This is a genomic window from Agromyces salentinus (genome assembly GCF_009749395.1).
Classification (GTDB): domain Bacteria; phylum Actinomycetota; class Actinomycetes; order Actinomycetales; family Microbacteriaceae; genus Agromyces; species Agromyces salentinus.
In genome coordinates this window covers 1-15,083 of sequence record NZ_WBIR01000034.1, presented here as the reverse complement: position 1 = coordinate 15,083, position 15,083 = coordinate 1, and the positions used below count along the sequence as shown (strand labels likewise).

The following is a 15,083-nucleotide window of genomic DNA, read 5'->3' as shown; positions in this document are numbered from 1 at the left end:
GGGGCCTGCGGAGCGGCGGGTGCCTGGGCGATCGGCGCGGGTACCGGCGCAGGCGCGGGCGCGGCCAGCGGCGTGACCGGCCCGGTCGCCGTCGGCGGCACCGCGCGCACCGGCGTCGGTGCGGGCGCCGAGCCGGCGACCACCGCCTCGAACTGCTCGAAGGTCCAGTCGGCGTCGGATTCCATCGTCATCTCCACATCCTCCCCGATGTGCGTCGGTTCACCGGCATCCGCCGGCTCGAAGTCGTCGTCCTCGTCATGTGCGGCGGGCAGCGTAAGCCCGAGCCGTTCATCCGGCTCCCCCGGCTCTTCGGCCGCTGCGGGCGGGACGGGCGCGGGCCCGTCGTCCGCGGCCGGCGCGGCCATCGCGGGAGCAGCGGCAGCGTCGGCGGCCAGGTCGGCGGCCACGCCGACGCCCGCGACGACGCGCTCGACCGGCGCCGTGTCGCCGAGGAACTCGGTCCAGGCCGGATCGTCGAGCGGGTTGTGCCCCGCGACGGGGCGGCTGAAGTCGAGCTCGTCCTCGAGTCGGGCCATCTCCTCGATGTCGAGCTCGTGCATCGACCGGATCTCGCTCGCGCGGCGCACGGTGACGTAGCTCTCGGGCACCTCGGTCATGCGGGCCCCGTCGTCGGTCGTGAAGTACCGCGCGCCGCCCTCGGCGGCGACCTCGACGATGGTCTCCTCGTACTCGCCACCGGGCTCCAGGGAGCACACGTGATAGCGGAACGGCCCGTCGACCGGAGGGCGTCGATGCGTCGTCGACGACGCTCGCGCGGCCGCTCGACGCCCGGGGGTCGGGTCGTCAACGGATGTGCTCACGGAAGGCTCCTGGCCGTGGGGGGTCGGTGGGGGCGGCGCCGAAGCGCAGTCCGATCCTACGAGAGGGTTGCCGTCGAGGCACTCCCATTCGCCATCCGGGCGAGTCCCGGGCGATCTGCCCTCGGCGGATCTGCCCGCAGCAGCTCTGCCGCGGGCAGCACTGCCGGGGGCGGAAACGCTCGCGCGCGGCATCCGCTCGGCGCACGCTGGGCTCATGAGCGAAGAAACCCCGGCCCAGCTGCATCCGATCGATGCCGAGCTCTCGACCCTGCTGTTCCGCCAGCGCGTCGTCGTGCTCGGCACCGAACTCGACCAGAACCTCGGCAACCGGCTCTCGAGCCAGTTGCTGCTGCTCTCGGCCGAGGATCCCGAGCGCGACATCGCGTTCTGGATCAACTCCCCAGGCGGATCGGTGACCGCGATGCTCGCGATCATGGACGTCATGAAGGCGATCCCGAACGACGTCGCCACCGTGGCGATCGGCATGGCGGCCAGCGCCGGCCAGTTCCTGCTCTCGGCGGGCACGCCAGGCAAGCGCGTGGCGCTGCCGCACGCGCGGGTGCTCATGCACCAGGGCTCCGCCGGCATCGGCGGCACCGCGGTCGACGTCGAGCTGCAGGCCGACGACCTGCGGCACACGCGCGACACGATGCTGCGCCTGCTCGCCGAGCACACCGGCCAGCCCCTCGAGCGCATCACCGAGGACTCGCTGCGCGACCGCTGGGTGAGCGCCGAGGAGGCCGTCGCCTACGGGTTCATCGACCGCATCGTGCACGACGCCGCCGACATCTATCCGGGCGCGCGCGGGCGCATGCTCGGCCCCGGGTTCCAGACGGATGCCGCGAGCCACCCGCTCGCCGACCCCGATGCCGCGGCACGGCAGGGGGTGCTGGCATGAGCAGCTACCCGATCCCCTACGTCGTCGAGCGCCGCGGCAACGTGGAGCGCACGCTCGACGTCTACAGCCGCCTGCTCGGCGAGCGCATCATCACGATCGGCACCGAGATCGACGACGGCGTCGCGAACGTGCTCATCGCCCAGCTGCTGCACCTCGAGGCCGACAGCCAGGAGGCGCCCGTGCACCTCTACATCAACTCCCCCGGCGGTTCGCCGCACGCGGCGCTCGCGGTGTACGACACGATGCAGCACATCCGCCCGCCGGTCGCGACGACGTGCGTCGGACAGGCCGGCGGACCGGCAGCGGTGCTCCTCGCCGGCGGGGCGCCCGGCATGCGCGGCATCCTCCGCCATGGGCGAGCTGTGCTGCACCAGCCGTCGACGCAGGGTCGCGGATCGATCCCCGACCTGATCATCCACGCCGACGAGGTGCTGCGCGTGCGCGGCGAGCTCGAGGCGGTGCTCGCCCACGACACGGGCCGCACGCTCGAGCAGATCCGGCACGACACCGACCGCGACCTCATCCTCGACGCGGCCGGGGCGGTCGCGTACGGGCTCGCCGATCGGGTCGTCGCCATGCAGCGAGCCGACGTGCCGGCGCTCGCCTAAGTGCGTCCGGCGGTCGAGGAGCACAGCGTATCGAGACCCCGGCCGGCGCCCGGCGGTCGAGGAGCGCAGCGTACCGAGACCCCGGCCGGCGCCCGGCGGTCGAGGAGCGCAGCGTATCGAGACCCCGGCCGGCGTATCGAGACCACGACCGCGCGGGGGTCTCGATACGGCGCTGGCGCGCCTACTCGACCGCCGGGCGACTAGGCGACGAGTGCGACGTCGCGGAACGAGCCGACCGCGGGGGCCGACGTCTCGTGGAAGCTCCGACGACCGCCGCCCGTGAGGTCGAGCACGACGAGGGGCCGTTCGGTGCGCGCCGCCGGACGGTCCTCCTCGCGGGAGAGTTCCTCGGCGACGCCGGCGGCGACGTCGAGGAGCGTGAGGCCGAGTGCCTCCGCGACGGCCGCGAGGATCTCGCTCGACGGCTCCTTGCGCCCTCGCTCGATCTCGGAGAGGTACTGCGTCGAGACGTCCGCCACGCCGGCGACATCTGCGAGGATCCGCTCCTGCGCGAGCCGCTCGCGGCGCAGGTACGCGCCGAGCGCCTCGCGCCAGAGGGGAGTGCGTCTGCGCGGGGCCACGCGTCGCGGCATCCGCTGCTCGGTGTGCAGGCCCATGGCGTCCATGCGGCGAGGCTACCCAGACGGCGAGCGGATGTCTCGCGCATCCGCTCAGAGCAGAATCCCAAGCACGCTAGGCTCGCGGCAGTGACACGGGGTGCCGCGGTCCGCGGCTGAGATCACACCCGTCGAACCTGATCTAGTTCGGACTAGCGAAGGGATGTCGCGATGAGCGATCGCGCGTACGTCGACCCTGCCCACCCGCCGGCGATGGCCGGCACCGACCCACGGGAGCGGCCTGACCGCCCGGCGGGCCACCCGCCGGGCCCTGACGGCGATCCCTCGCCCGCGCGAGCGCGCCGCGCCGTCGCCGCGGCCTCGATCGGCACCGCGCTCGAGTGGTACGACTTCTTCCTCTACGGCACGGCGGCGGCGCTCGTGTTCCCGGCGCTGTTCTTCCCGGGCGAGGACCCGCTGACCGGCATCCTGCTCTCGTTCGCCGTCTACGCGACCGGCTTCCTCGCGCGCCCGCTCGGCGGCCTCGCGGCGGGCTACCTCGGCGATCGGTACGGTCGCCGGTCGACGCTGCTCGGCACGCTCCTCGTGATGGGCATCGCCACGGCGCTGATCGGGCTGCTGCCCACCCACGCCCAGGTCGGCGCGCTCGCGCCCATGCTGCTCGTGCTCCTGAGGCTCGCGCAGGGCGCGGCGACCGGCGGGGAGTGGGGCGGCGCGGTGCTCCTCGCCCTCGAGAGCGCACCCGGCCGCCCCGGCCTGCGTGGCGGGCTCATCCAGAGCGCCCTGTACGTCGGCCTCATCCTCGGCAACCTCGCGTTCGTCGTGCTCGTCGCCGTGCTCGACGAGCAGCAGCTGCTCGCGTGGGGCTGGCGGCTGCCGTTCCTCGCGAGCATCGTCCTCGTCGGCGTCGGCGTGTACCTCCGACGCCGCGTCGACGAGTCGCCCGCGTTCACGGCGCTGCTCGAGCAGCGTCGCACGTCGCGGCATCCGCTCGTCGAGGCGCTGCGCGAGCCGCGCAACGTGATCGCCGTGTTCCTCGTGCGCACCGGCCAGAACACGACGTTCTACATCGTCTCGGTGTTCGGCCTGAGCTACGCGGCCACCACGCTCGAGCTGCCGAAGTGGGTCACGCTGACCGCCCTGCTCGTGGGCGCCGCAGCCGCAGTCATCGCCTGCCCGCTCTGGGGCCGGATCGGCGAACGCGTGGGGCCGGCCCGCCTGACGATCGGCGCCCTCGGCGGGCTCGCGGTGATCGCCGTGCCGCTGTTCCTCGCGCTCGACACCGGCTCGGCCGCGCTCATCGTCGGCACGGTGGCCGTGACGATCGGCGTCGTGAACACCGCCGCCGACGGGGTGCAGCCGATGTGGTTCGCCTCGCTCTTCGACGTCCGGGTTCGGTATTCGGGCATGACCATCGGACGCGAGGCCGCCGCGATCGTCGGCGGCGGCCTCGCGCCGCTCCTCGCGGCCTGGCTGGTGGCGAGCAGCGGGCACTGGTGGCCCGTGGCCGGACTCATGATCGCCGCCGCGCTGCTCGGCATCGTCGGGGCGCTGCTCGCACGCAGGCCCTGAACCCGCCGGGTCCGGATGCCGCCGTCCGCCGCTCGGCGCCCGCGACGCCGGTGGCGGCGGCGGCATCCGACCGGCCCTCGGTCAGTCCTGCGTGAGCCACCCGCCGAGCGCCGAACGGAACGCCGCGGGCTGCTCGACCCACGGGTAGTGCCCGCACGAATCGAGCATCACCAGGTCCGCGCCGAGCGCGGCCGCGTAGGCCTCGACCGTGCGCACGCCCACGAGGATGTCCTGATCGCCCGCGATGACGAGGGTCGGATGCCGCGGCGCCGCGAGGATGCGCGCGACGGCGTCCTCGGGGATGTCGGAGAACCAGCCGTCGATCGAGGCGAGCGACCACGCGCCGACGGCGGAGTGCACCCGCTCGCGCTCGCCCCACCGGGCGTAGCCGGCCGGGCCCTCGATCTCGCGCGCGCGGTCGAAGCCGGCCTGATCGACGGGCTCGTCGCCCGTGAGCGATGCGAGGGCGGCATCGACCAGCGGGTCGCGGCGGGCGCGTCCGATCTCGACGCCGTCGCGCTCGACGTCGACGAACCAGGCGGCCGCGGGGGTCAGCAGCGCGAGGGTGCGCACCCGTTCGGGGTGGCGGGCCAGGGCCGCGAGCGCGAGCCGGGTCCCGGCGGAATGGGCGACCACGTCGGCCTCGGCGAGCCCCAACCGATCCGCGAGCTCGACGAGGTCGTCGGCATCCCGCCAGAACCCGCGCGAGGTGCCGCCGGTCGTGGGAGTGCCTCTCGGGTGGAGGACGACGAGCGGGCGGTCGGCGGCCACGCCGGCGAGGTCCTCGAGGTACTCGACGCCGCGCAGCGGCCCGCCTCCGACGACGATCGCGGGCGGCGCCGCGCGATCCCTCGACGCATCGGCGTCGCCGCCGTCGATGCGATGGAAGGCGATCTCGGTTCCGTCGGAGGCGGTGAAGGTCTCGGTTCGCATCGGCACCCGCCGACGGTATCGCGGACCCGGTGACACGACCACGAACCCGAGCTCGCCGCCGACCTCGTCACCGGACGGAGGGCCTTCCGTCGCGGCATCCGACGAAGGGCCCTCCGATCCGCGGACTCAGCCCCGGGCGAGGAGCTCGAGCGTGTCGATGACGCGGTTCGAGAAGCCCCACTCGTTGTCGTACCAGGCGACGACCTTGACGTGACGGCCGTCGACGCGCGTGAGGGCGGCGTCGAAGATCGAGGAGTGCGGGTTGCCGGTGATGTCGGAGGACACGAGCGGGTCCTCGGAGTACTCGAGCACGCCCGCGAGTGGTCCCTCGGCCGCGGCGCGGTACGCGGCGAGCACGTCCTCGAGGCTCACGTCGCGAGCCACCGTGGTGTTGAGCTCGACGATCGAGCCCACGGGCACGGGCACGCGGATCGAGTCGCCCGAGAGTTTGCCGTCGAGCCCGGGGAGCACGAGGCCGATGGCCTTCGCGGCCCCGGTCGTCGTCGGCACGATGTTGACGCCGGCGGCGCGCGCACGGCGGGGGTCCCGGTGCGGGCCGTCCTGCAGGTTCTGCTCCTGCGTGTAGGCGTGCACGGTCGTCATGAACCCGTGCTCGATGCCGGCGAGGTCGTCGAGGACCTTCGCGAGCGGCGCGAGCGCGTTCGTCGTGCAGGAGGCGTTCGAGACGATCGTGTGGGCGGATGCGTCGTACGCGTCGGTGTTCACGCCGTAGGCGAGCGTCACGTCGGCGCCGTCGGCGGGCGCGCTCACGAGCACCTTCTTCGCGCCGGCGGCCAGGTGCGCGGAGGCGGCCTCCTTCGACGTGAAGCGGCCGGTCGACTCGAGCACGATGTCCACGCCGAACTCGGCCCACGGCAGGTTCGCGGGGTCGCGCTCGGCGAGCACCTTGATGCGGCGGCCGTCGACCACGAGGGTGTCGCCGTCGACCTCGACGGGGCGGCCCAGGCGACCGGCCGTGCTGTCGAAGCGCAGCAGCTGCGCGAGCGCCTTCGGGTCGGTCAGGTCGTTGACCGCGACGACCTCGAGGTCGGAGTCGCGCTCGAGGAGGGCGCGGAGGGTGTTGCGTCCGATGCGTCCGAAGCCGTTCACGGCGATGCGGGTCATGGGAGGTGGTTCCTTTCGTCATGGGTGGTACGCCCTCAAGGATGCGACGCACGGCCCTCCCGCGACAGTGGCGTGAACGACAGCCTGCGAAAGGTTCTCGCCACGTCGAACGCGCCGAGTCAGCGGGCGACGGGTCGCAGCGCCACCTCGCGGAGCTCGCCGCCGTCGACCAGCGCCGTCATGAGCGTGCACACGGGCTGCCGACGACGGTCCGTCGGCGACCCCGGATTCAGCAGGCGGATGCCGCGCGGCGTCGTCGTGTCCCACGGGATGTGGCTGTGCCCGAAGACGAGCACGTCGATGCCCTGCGGCTCTTCGGGCCCGTCGTACGCGGCATCCATGCGGGCCTCGCGGCCGGTGGCAGGGCCCGTCTCGTGCACGACCCCGAAGCGCACCCCGTCGACCTCGAACCGGGCGAACTCGCCCAACCGCGCGTGCAGCTCGGGTCCGTCGTTGTTGCCCGCGACGCCGACGAGCCGGGCCGCGCGAGCCTCGATCGCATTCAGCGTCGCCACGTCGACCCAGTCGCCGGCGTGCACCACGAGGTCGGCGTCGTCGATCGCCCGCCACACCTCATCGGGCAACCGCCGTGCCCGCGCAGGCACGTGCGTGTCGGAGATGAGGAGGAGCCGGGTCGCCACCCTCCCATCATCGCGCGGCGCGCGGCCCGCGGCATCCGAGGCGGTGTCGTCACTCCCCGCCGGGTGCCCGGCGGAACGTGTGGCGGTACTCGGTCGGCGAGGTCCCGAGCACGCGATGGAAGTGCAGGCGCAGGTTCGCGCCGGTGCCCAGCCCCACGCGCGCCGCGACCTGCTCGACGCCGAGGTCGCTGCGCTCGAGCAGCTCGCGTGCGAGGTCGACCCGGGCACGCAGGATCCACTGCATGGGCGTGTACCCGGTGTCCTCGACGAAGCGCCGCGAGAACGTGCGGGTCGAGACGTTCGCGTGGCGGGCGAGGTCCTCGAGGGTCAGCGGCTCCTCGACATGCTCGATCGCCCAGTGCCTCGTCGCCGCGAAGAGCTCGCCGAGGTCGTCGGGAAGCGCACGCGGCACGTACTGCGCCTGTCCGCCGCTGCGGTACGGCGCGGCCACCAGGCGCCGCGCGACGTGGTTCGACAGCGCGACCCCGTGGTCGCGGCGCACGAGGTGCAGGCACAGGTCGATGCCCGATGCCGCACCCGCCGAGGTCAGCACGCTCCCCTCGTCGACGAACAGCACGTTCTCGTCGACCCGGACGAGCGGATGCCGCGCGGCGAGCGCGCGCGTGTAGTGCCAGTGCGTCGTGGCCCGGCGCCCGTCGAGCAGGCCGGTCGCCGCGAGCGCGAACGCGCCCGTGGAGATCGCCGCGAGTCGGGCCCCGCGCTCATGGGCGGCGCGCAGCGCCTCGACGACGATCGCGGGCGGTGCCTCCACGTCGGGATACCGGTAGCCCGGGATGAAGATCGTCTCGGCCCATTCGAACGCCTCGAGCCCGTCGGCCACGTGGTACGAGAGGCCGTCGCCGCCGGTGACCGGGCCGGGGGCCGCTCCGCACACGCGAACCTCGTACGGCATGGACGCCCGGGTCGTGAAGATCTGAGCCGGGATGCCGACGTCCAGCGGCTTCGCACCCTCGAGCACGAGCACGGCGACGCGGTGCGGTCGGGCCGCTCGACGTCCTGCTTCGGGCATACGGCCAGCCTGCCACGGTCGGCGAGCATCGCGCCGCGACCATCACACCGAGCCTCCCGCTGACGCGCCCGTGGGCGACCGTCGCAACGGCCGCCCACGGGAATGCTCCATCGACGGATCAGCCGTAGAGCCGCACGTCGGCGAGGCTCCACCAGTTGCCGGCCGCGCCGGTCGAGGAGATCCGCAGGTAGCGGGCACTCGTCGGTGCGACGTCGACCTCCGTCAGCTGGCCGACGCCCTCGCCCGCGGCGATGACGCTCCACGCGGCGCCATCCGTCGAGGCCTCGAGCTGCCAGTTCCTGGCGAAGTCGCCGAGGTTGCCGCCGGAATCGATCGCGACGCGCCGGAAGCTCGTCGCCACGCCGAGGTCCACCGTGAGGTGCTGGCCGGGAGACTGCGCCTGTCCGCTCGACCAGCGGGTCGAGGCGTCGGCGTCCACGGCGAGCGCCGCGTCACCGGGTGCGCTCGACGCCGTGGCCGTGGCGCCGTCGACCGAGATCGGTGCGAGGTCGTCCTCGAGGGCGGCCGAGGCGGGCCAGGTGAACGTCGCGAGCGAACCGCCCGGCAGCGTGTACTCGAACGACTTCGTTCCCACCGAAACCGCGAACGAACGCGGGTCGTCGTTCTCGTTGTGCACGACGAGCGCGGTCGACCCGTCGGGGTTGCGGAAGGCGACATCCATGACCTGGCCGTTCCAGCCGGTCGTGCCGAACGAGGTCGAGGCGATGCGCACGGCGCCCGGCTTCACGAACTTCGAGAGGTGGCCGATCGTGTAGTACTCGGCGTTCGTCGTGACGCTGCCGTCCGGATGCGTCGTCACGAGGCCCGTGCACGTGGTGCAGCCCCCGAGGTACGGCCCGTTCTGCTCGTCGAGCGCGAGGTTCCAGTTGGCCGTCGTCCTGGCCCAGTTGCGCGGCACGCCGATCGAGATCGTGCGGGCGTGCCACGTGAGCGTGTCGCGGAAGAACTTCGCGGGCGGGTCGTCGACCCCGTGCGAACCCGAGCACTCCGTGAACCAGATCCCCTTGGCGGGGAACTGCTCGTGCAGTGCGGTCTGCGCACTCGGGTCGCCGTAGTAGCAGTGGAACGCGGTGCCGTCGATCCACTTGGCCGCCTTCGTCTGCAGGAGCTCGGCCGCGTAGTCGGGCTCGGGGTCCTGCCCGGGCGGGGTGTTCGCGAGGTCGTTCGGATGCGTGGCCCAGTTGTGGTCGTAGCCGAGGATCTTCGTCCTGGGACTCGCGACCTTGAGCAACGGCCCGAGGATCGAGATGACGCGTGCCTGGTCGGCGACCGGCATGTCCATGCCCGGGTACCCGTCGGGCGTGCGGTTCTGCGGCTCGTTCTGCACGGTGAGGAAGTCGATCGGCACCCCGGCCTTTCGGTACTCGAGCACGTAGCGCACGAGGTAGCTCGCGTAGGCGGTGGCGTTCAGCACCCCCGGCTCGAGGCGCCCGCCCACGAGCGAGTCGTTCGTCTTCATCCATGCCGGGGGGCTCCACGGCGTCGCCATGATCTTGAGGTCCGGGTTGAGCTTCTTCGCCTGGCGCAGCAGCGGCAGGATCTGCGCCTCGTCTTGCGCGATGCTGAAGCGGCGCTGCAGGTAGTCGTTGCGGCCCGCCGCGACGTCGTCGTAGGTGTAGTGAGCGGATGCCGCGGTGAAGTCGCTCGACCCGATGGGTTGTCGCAGGAGGCTGACGCCGATGCCGTCGACGGGGTCGAAGAGCTCGCGCATGGTCTCGTCCCGTTCCGCCGGGCTCAGCGCGGACAGGACGGCCGCCGACGAGTCGGTGAGGGAAGCGCCGAAGCCGTCCATGACCTGGTACGCGGTCTCCGGGTCGACGACGATCGTCGGCTCCGCGGAGGTCTCATCACCGAAGGCCACCGGCGACTGCTCGGCGAGGAGCTGCGAGCGGTCGACGGTCGTCAGCCAGACGCGGGCCTCGGGCGGCGTCTCGGCGGCTGCTGCGGCGGGTGCCACGATGGCGCCGGTCGCGGTCAGGGCCACCACGGCGGCCATACCGGCCATCAGCAGCGGGGTGATTCGGACTCTCATGACAGCCTCCACATTGAGTGCACGATGCGATTCATGTAACACTTGGAACATCGCTGTAACGATGCGCAGACATCCTGCTCGTCGCTGCGGCCCCCGTCAAGGGAGAAGAGCCGCCAGATGTCGTCCGCCCTGCCGCCCCGGGCCCGTGCGTCGGTCCGGGACGTCGCCGCCCAGACCGGCCTGTCGATCGCGACCATCTCCCGGGTCATGAACGGCGACCGCCGAGTCGCCGCGGCCACGCGGACGCTCGTGCTCGACGCCCTCGACGGGCTCGGCGCCGCCGCCCCGATGCCCCGCGGTCAGGATCGTCCGGCCGGTGGCCCGATCTTCGTGCGGTGCCCCTACGAGCTCTCCGGATACTTCGGGCTCATCGTCTCGGCGATCGCCGACGAGCTCGCCTCGCTCAACCGCCCGATGCTCCTCGACGCCGGGGAGTCGTCGCAGTCGCGGCATCCGCTCGGTCGGTTGTCGATGCGGGCGGAAGCAGCCGGCGCGATCCTCGTGCTGCCCCCCGAGGACAGCGCCGAGCTCGAGCGGCTCGGTCGGCACGGGTTCCCGTTCGTCATCGTCGACCCGCGGACGAACGCGCCCGACGGGGCGGTCGTGGTGTCGGCCGCGCACCACCAGGGCGCACGCGCGCTCACGACCCACCTCGTCGGGCTCGGACACCGACGCATCGGCGTGCTCGCCGGCCCGACCGAATGGCTCGTGAGCCGCGAACGGCTGACCGGCCACACTGCCGCACTCGCCGACGTGAGCGTGCTGCAGGATCCCTCGCTCGTGGCCTCGGTCGAACCGACGATCGAGGAGGGGCACCTCGCCGCCAGGCGCATCCTCGCACGCGAGGCGCCGCCGACTGCGCTCGTCTGCTTCAACGACAAGCTCGCCGTCGGGGCGATGCGCGCCGCGCACGAGGCGGGGCTCGAGGTGCCCACGGATGTCTCGGTCGTCGGCTTCGACGACAGCGACCTCAGCCGCGCGACGAGTCCGGAACTGACGACGGTGCGCCAGCCGCTCGCGGAGATGGGCCGGGTCGCGGTGACGCGTCTGCTGCGCCTCGTCGACCGCCAGCCCATCGACGCCCTGCATGTGGAGCTCGGGACGACGCTCGTCATCCGCGGATCGAGCGCTCCGGTGCACTCGCGCTGAGCCGCTGCGCTGCCGCTGCCGCCGCCGCGCGGTGTGACAACCCCGCCGGGCCCGCGGAGGAACAGCCACGGGGGCGATCTGTCGGTCCGGAGATCGTCCTGCGACGATCGCCGACCCGGCGGGGCGTTGCGAGAACCGTAGTCGGCGCTACACGCATCCACCACACCACGCGGATGTTTCGCCCTCGAAGTGGGGGCGGAGGCTAGGCTGTCCCGCAGTGACACGGGGTGCCGCGCACCTGCCCGCCGGGCGATCGCGGCTGAGAACACACCCGTCGAACCTGATCTAGTTCGAACTAGCGAAGGGATGTCGCGTGAGCGATCGTCTGTCCATCGACCCTGCCCACCTCACGACCGCGAGCGCGGCGCTGCTCGACCACGTCCGCGAGTCCGCACCGCTCGTGCACTGCATCACGAACAGCGTGGTGACGAACTTCACGGCCAACGCGGTGCTCGCGATCGGCGCCGCGCCGGCCATGGTCGACATCCGCGTCGAGGCCGGCCTGTTCGCCGGCATCGCGTCGGGGCTCCTCGTGAACCTCGGCACGCCGCACGAGGAGCAGCGGGATGCCGCCCGCGAGGCCGTGGCCGCGGCATCCGATGCCGGTACGCCGTGGGTGCTCGACCCCGTCGCCGTCGGCGCGCTCCCGGTGCGCACGTCGCTCGCGCATGAGCTCCTCGCCCATCGCCCCACCGCCATCCGGGGCAACGCGAGCGAGGTCATCGCGCTCGCGGGCGCGGGGGCCGGCGGTCGCGGCGTGGACGCGGCCGACAGCACGGATGCCGCGGCCGAGGCCGCCCGGCACCTCGCCCTGACGTACGGATCCGTGGTCGCCGTGTCGGGTCCGATCGACCTCATCACCGACGGACGCCGCACCGCACGCGTCGCGAACGGCGATGCGCTGCTCACCCGCATGACGGGCGGCGGATGCGCGCTCGGCGCGGTCACGGCGGCGTTCCTCGGTGCGAGCCGCGCGAGCGCCACCGAGGGCGCGAGCCGAGCCGACGCCGATCTCACCGCGACCGTGGCGGCCACCCTCGTCTACACCGTCGCGGCCGAGCTCGCCGCCGCCGTGTCGGCCGGGCCGGGCACGTTCGGGCCCGCATTCCTCGACGCCCTCGCGCTCGTCACGCCCGAGCAGGTCGTCGAGCGCGCCCGGGTCACGCTGACGGATGGCGCGTCCGAGCCCGCCCCGTCCGTCGCCACCGGCGCCGAGGTGGGCGCGTGAACGCCGCGACCGCGTCCCGGCGACACCGACCCAGCACCGTCCGCGGCGCCCTCGACCTCTCGGTGACCCTCGTCACCGACGCCGGCCTCTGCGGGCTGCGCGGCGTCACCGCCGTCGTGTCCGAGGCGGTCGACGGCGGCGTCCGCGTCGTGCAGCTCCGCGACAAGGCCGCCGGCCACGACGATCTCCTCCGACAGCTCGAGGCCCTCGCCACGGCCATCGACGGACGCGCCGCGCTGCTCGTGAACGACCGCGTCGAGGTCGCCGCCGCCGCCCGCGAGCGCGGCCTGCCGGTGCACGGCGTGCACCTCGGACAGGGCGACACCGCGGCATCCGTCGCCCGGGAACTGCTCGGCGACGACGCGGTCATCGGCCTCACCGCGAATTCGCGCGAGCACCTCGCGGCCCTGCGGCGCATGCCCCGGCGCGACGTCGACTACCTCGGCGTCGGCGTCATCCGCCCGACGAGCACCAAGCCCGACCATCCGCCGGCCCTCGGGATCGAGGGGTTCGCGCGCTTCGCCGCCGAGGCGGAACTGCCGTGCGTCGCCATCGGCGGCATCACCATGGCGGATGCCGCCGCGCTGCGCGACGCCGGAGCCGCCGGGGTCGCGGTCGTGTCCGCGATCTGCGCCGCACCCTCACCGCGCGACGCGGCGGCCGAGTTCGCCACGGCCTGGGGCGCACGATGAGCGCCGCGGCGGAGACGGGCGCGGGGCAGGGTGCGACCGTGAGCGCGCGGCGCGTGCCGCGCGTGCTCAGCATCGCGGGCAGCGACCCGTCGGGCGGCGCCGGGATCCAGGCCGACCTCAAGTCCATCGCGGCCGTCGGTGGCTACGGCATGAGCGCCGTGACCGCACTCACCGCCCAGAACACCCGCGGCGTGCGCGCGGTGCACGTGCCGCCCGCGGCGTTCCTGGGCGAACAGCTGGACGCCATCGGCGAGGACATCGCGATCGACGCGGTGAAGATCGGCATGCTCGCGAATGCGTCCGTGATCGAGGTCGTCGCCGAGTGGCTGCGCCGCACGAGCGTGCCGGTCGTCGTGCTCGACCCCGTCATGGTGGCCACGAGCGGCGACCGCCTGCTCGACGCCGACGCCGAGGCCGCACTGCGCGAGCTGCTCCCCCGCGCCGACCTCATCACGCCGAACCTGCTCGAGCTCGCCGTGCTCGCCCGGGAGGCGCCCGCGGCCACGTGGGCCGAGGCGATCGCGCAGGCCGAGGCGGTCTCGGCCGCCACGGGCGCCCGCGTGCTCGCCAAGGGCGGACACCTGCCGGGCGCCGACGCGCCCGATGCGCTCGTGCACGCGGCATCCGCTACCGTCGTCGAGTTCGGCGGCGCGCGCATCGCGACCACCGCGACGCACGGCACCGGGTGCTCGCTCTCCTCCGCGATCGCGACCCTGCAGGCCGAGCTCGGCAACTGGACCGAGGCGGTCGACGAGGCCCGACGCTGGCTGCGCGAGTCGCTCCGGCACGGCGAATCGCTCGAGGTCGGCGGCGGCCACGGGCCCGTGAGCCACTTCGCCGGCCTCTGGTCGCGCGGCGGCCTGCGCACGGCGCCCGCCCCTCGCGAGATCGAGGCCGACTGGTGGGCCGGCATCGCCGACGTGCGCGGCGCCATCGACGAACTGCCCTTCATCCGCGCCCTCGCCGACGGCACGCTCGCCCGCGAGCCGTTCCTCGGGTACCTCGCCCAGGACGCCCTGTACCTGCGCGACTACGCCCGGGTCCTCGCCGAGGCCTCGCGCCTGGCCCCGGATGCCGCGGCGCAGGCGTTCTGGGCGAACTCGGCGCACGGCGCCCTCGTCGGGGAGCTCGAACTGCACGCCGGATGGCTCTCCGGCGGCGGCGCGCCCGGGGCGCTCGGGGTACCCGGGGTGACCGGGGGGGCACCCGGGGCACCCGGGGTGACCGGGACGACGGGTGCGGCCGACGCCGGTCGGTCAGCCGACCCGCTGCATGCCGCCGCGACCTTCGCCGCCGAGCCCGACGCGACGACGACCGCGTACCTCGATCACCTGCTCGCGACGGGCGCGCGCGGCGACTACGCCGTACTCGCGGCCGCGCTCCTCCCGTGCTTCTGGATCTACGTCGACCTCGGCGAGCGCCTCGCGGCCGGCGACTTCGGGGAGCGGGCGCTCGATCCGGGGCATCCGTACGCCTCGTGGCTCGCGACCTACGCCGACCCGGGGTTCGCTCAGGCGACGCGGCAGGCGATCGACCTGGTGACCTTGCTCGCGGCCGACGCGACGCCGGCTCGACGGGAGGCGATGCACCGGGCGTTCCGGGCCTCAGCCGAGCACGAGCTCGCGTTCTTCGCCGCGCCGCTCGCCCACGAGCCCGCGCCCCGCCTCGCGCGGGCCGCGTCCCGCTGACCGCGCCGCGCCGACCACTCCGGCCTGCCGTCCGCCCTCCCGCCGACCGCTGCCCGCCGCCCGCCTG

General features: G+C 73.6%; 13 protein-coding genes, 1 pseudogene and 2 riboswitches. Of the genes and pseudogenes, 7 read left to right on the top strand and 7 right to left on the bottom strand.

Annotation, left to right across the window (positions count from 1 at the left end; all coding sequences use genetic code 11):
• Window positions 1–821: pseudogene (locus tag GQQ95_RS19205) on the bottom strand (hypothetical protein); the annotation flags it as partial.
• Between the two features lie 214 nt (window positions 822–1,035).
• On the opposite strand from GQQ95_RS19205, the gene GQQ95_RS19200 reads away from it, so the two are divergent.
• Together GQQ95_RS19200 and GQQ95_RS19195 are read left to right on the top strand one after the other, a co-directional pair.
• Window positions 1,036–1,719: a ClpP family protease gene (locus GQQ95_RS19200; protein WP_157429213.1), complete on the top strand. Its 684-nt coding sequence runs from the start codon at window positions 1,036–1,038 to the stop codon at window positions 1,717–1,719.
• The gene (locus GQQ95_RS19195) at window positions 1,716–2,327 is read left to right on the top strand and encodes a ClpP family protease (protein WP_157429212.1); all 612 of its coding nucleotides are present in this window, start codon (window positions 1,716–1,718) and stop codon (window positions 2,325–2,327) included. The genes GQQ95_RS19200 and GQQ95_RS19195 overlap by 4 nt, the downstream gene beginning before the upstream one ends.
• Before the next feature lie 200 nt (window positions 2,328–2,527).
• Here the strand turns inward: GQQ95_RS19195 and GQQ95_RS19190 are convergent, their stop codons facing one another.
• On the bottom strand, window positions 2,528–2,953 hold the full coding sequence (locus GQQ95_RS19190) for a helix-turn-helix domain-containing protein (protein WP_170297128.1): 426 nt from the start codon (window positions 2,951–2,953) through the stop codon (window positions 2,528–2,530).
• A gap of 77 nt (window positions 2,954–3,030) precedes the next feature.
• Window positions 3,031–3,125: riboswitch (TPP riboswitch) on the top strand.
• On the opposite strand from GQQ95_RS19190, the gene GQQ95_RS19185 reads away from it, so the two are divergent.
• A complete protein-coding gene (locus GQQ95_RS19185) occupies window positions 3,116–4,477 on the top strand; it encodes an MFS transporter (protein WP_157429211.1) in 1,362 nt (453 codons plus the stop codon). It overlaps the preceding riboswitch by 10 nt.
• Before the next feature lie 81 nt (window positions 4,478–4,558).
• On the opposite strand, the gene GQQ95_RS19180 is transcribed toward GQQ95_RS19185, so the two are convergent.
• The 5 genes from GQQ95_RS19180 to GQQ95_RS19160 form a co-directional block, all read right to left on the bottom strand.
• Window positions 4,559–5,410 (bottom strand): alpha/beta fold hydrolase, encoded by an 852-nt coding sequence (locus tag GQQ95_RS19180; RefSeq protein WP_157429216.1) that lies wholly within the window; start codon window positions 5,408–5,410, stop codon window positions 4,559–4,561.
• 126 nt (window positions 5,411–5,536) lie between these two features.
• Complete coding sequence (gap, locus tag GQQ95_RS19175) at window positions 5,537–6,535, bottom strand: type I glyceraldehyde-3-phosphate dehydrogenase (RefSeq protein ID WP_157429210.1); 999 nt, start codon at window positions 6,533–6,535, stop codon at window positions 5,537–5,539.
• A 119-nt stretch (window positions 6,536–6,654) separates the two neighbouring features.
• Window positions 6,655–7,176, bottom strand: coding sequence for a metallophosphoesterase family protein (locus tag GQQ95_RS19170; protein ID WP_157429209.1), 522 nt, complete (start codon window positions 7,174–7,176; stop codon window positions 6,655–6,657).
• Window positions 7,177–7,225: 49 nt separating this feature from the next.
• On the bottom strand, window positions 7,226–8,206 hold the full coding sequence (locus GQQ95_RS19165; RefSeq protein ID WP_157429208.1) for a GlxA family transcriptional regulator: 981 nt from the start codon (window positions 8,204–8,206) through the stop codon (window positions 7,226–7,228).
• A gap of 118 nt (window positions 8,207–8,324) precedes the next feature.
• Entirely contained in the window at window positions 8,325–10,259 is a 1,935-nt protein-coding gene (locus GQQ95_RS19160; protein WP_157429207.1) for a discoidin domain-containing protein, read from the bottom strand.
• 117 nt (window positions 10,260–10,376) lie between these two features.
• On the opposite strand from GQQ95_RS19160, the gene GQQ95_RS19155 reads away from it, so the two are divergent.
• The 4 genes from GQQ95_RS19155 (at window position 10,377) to thiD (ending at window position 15,016) form a co-directional block, all read left to right on the top strand.
• Window positions 10,377–11,408, top strand: coding sequence for a LacI family DNA-binding transcriptional regulator (locus GQQ95_RS19155; RefSeq protein WP_157429206.1), 1,032 nt, complete (start codon window positions 10,377–10,379; stop codon window positions 11,406–11,408).
• A gap of 213 nt (window positions 11,409–11,621) precedes the next feature.
• Window positions 11,622–11,732: riboswitch (TPP riboswitch) on the top strand.
• Complete coding sequence (thiM, locus tag GQQ95_RS19150) at window positions 11,722–12,636, top strand: hydroxyethylthiazole kinase (protein ID WP_246205842.1); 915 nt, start codon at window positions 11,722–11,724, stop codon at window positions 12,634–12,636. Its footprint overlaps the riboswitch before it by 11 nt.
• Window positions 12,633–13,328: a thiamine phosphate synthase gene (thiE, locus tag GQQ95_RS19145; protein WP_246205840.1), complete on the top strand. Its 696-nt coding sequence runs from the start codon at window positions 12,633–12,635 to the stop codon at window positions 13,326–13,328. The genes thiM and thiE overlap by 4 nt, the downstream gene beginning before the upstream one ends.
• Window positions 13,325–15,016 carry a bifunctional hydroxymethylpyrimidine kinase/phosphomethylpyrimidine kinase gene (gene thiD / locus GQQ95_RS19140; protein WP_157429205.1) on the top strand — a complete coding sequence of 564 codons (1,692 nt, stop codon included), beginning with the start codon at window positions 13,325–13,327 and terminating at the stop codon, window positions 15,014–15,016. The genes thiE and thiD overlap by 4 nt, the downstream gene beginning before the upstream one ends.
• Window positions 15,017–15,083: the final 67 nt, after the last annotated feature.

Coding starts and splice junctions, on each gene's coding strand:
- GQQ95_RS19200 (WP_157429213.1), top strand. CDS start 1,036: ATGAGCGAAGAAACCCCGGCCCAGCTGCATCCGATCGATGCCGAGCTC.
- GQQ95_RS19195 (WP_157429212.1), top strand. CDS start 1,716: ATGAGCAGCTACCCGATCCCCTACGTCGTCGAGCGCCGCGGCAACGTG.
- GQQ95_RS19190 (WP_170297128.1), bottom strand. CDS start 2,953: ATGGACGCCATGGGCCTGCACACCGAGCAGCGGATGCCGCGACGCGTG.
- GQQ95_RS19185 (WP_157429211.1), top strand. CDS start 3,116: ATGAGCGATCGCGCGTACGTCGACCCTGCCCACCCGCCGGCGATGGCC.
- GQQ95_RS19180 (WP_157429216.1), bottom strand. CDS start 5,410: ATGCGAACCGAGACCTTCACCGCCTCCGACGGAACCGAGATCGCCTTC.
- gap (WP_157429210.1), bottom strand. CDS start 6,535: ATGACCCGCATCGCCGTGAACGGCTTCGGACGCATCGGACGCAACACC.
- GQQ95_RS19165 (WP_157429208.1), bottom strand. CDS start 8,206: ATGCCCGAAGCAGGACGTCGAGCGGCCCGACCGCACCGCGTCGCCGTG.
- GQQ95_RS19160 (WP_157429207.1), bottom strand. CDS start 10,259: ATGAGAGTCCGAATCACCCCGCTGCTGATGGCCGGTATGGCCGCCGTG.
- GQQ95_RS19155 (WP_157429206.1), top strand. CDS start 10,377: ATGTCGTCCGCCCTGCCGCCCCGGGCCCGTGCGTCGGTCCGGGACGTC.
- thiD (WP_157429205.1), top strand. CDS start 13,325: ATGAGCGCCGCGGCGGAGACGGGCGCGGGGCAGGGTGCGACCGTGAGC.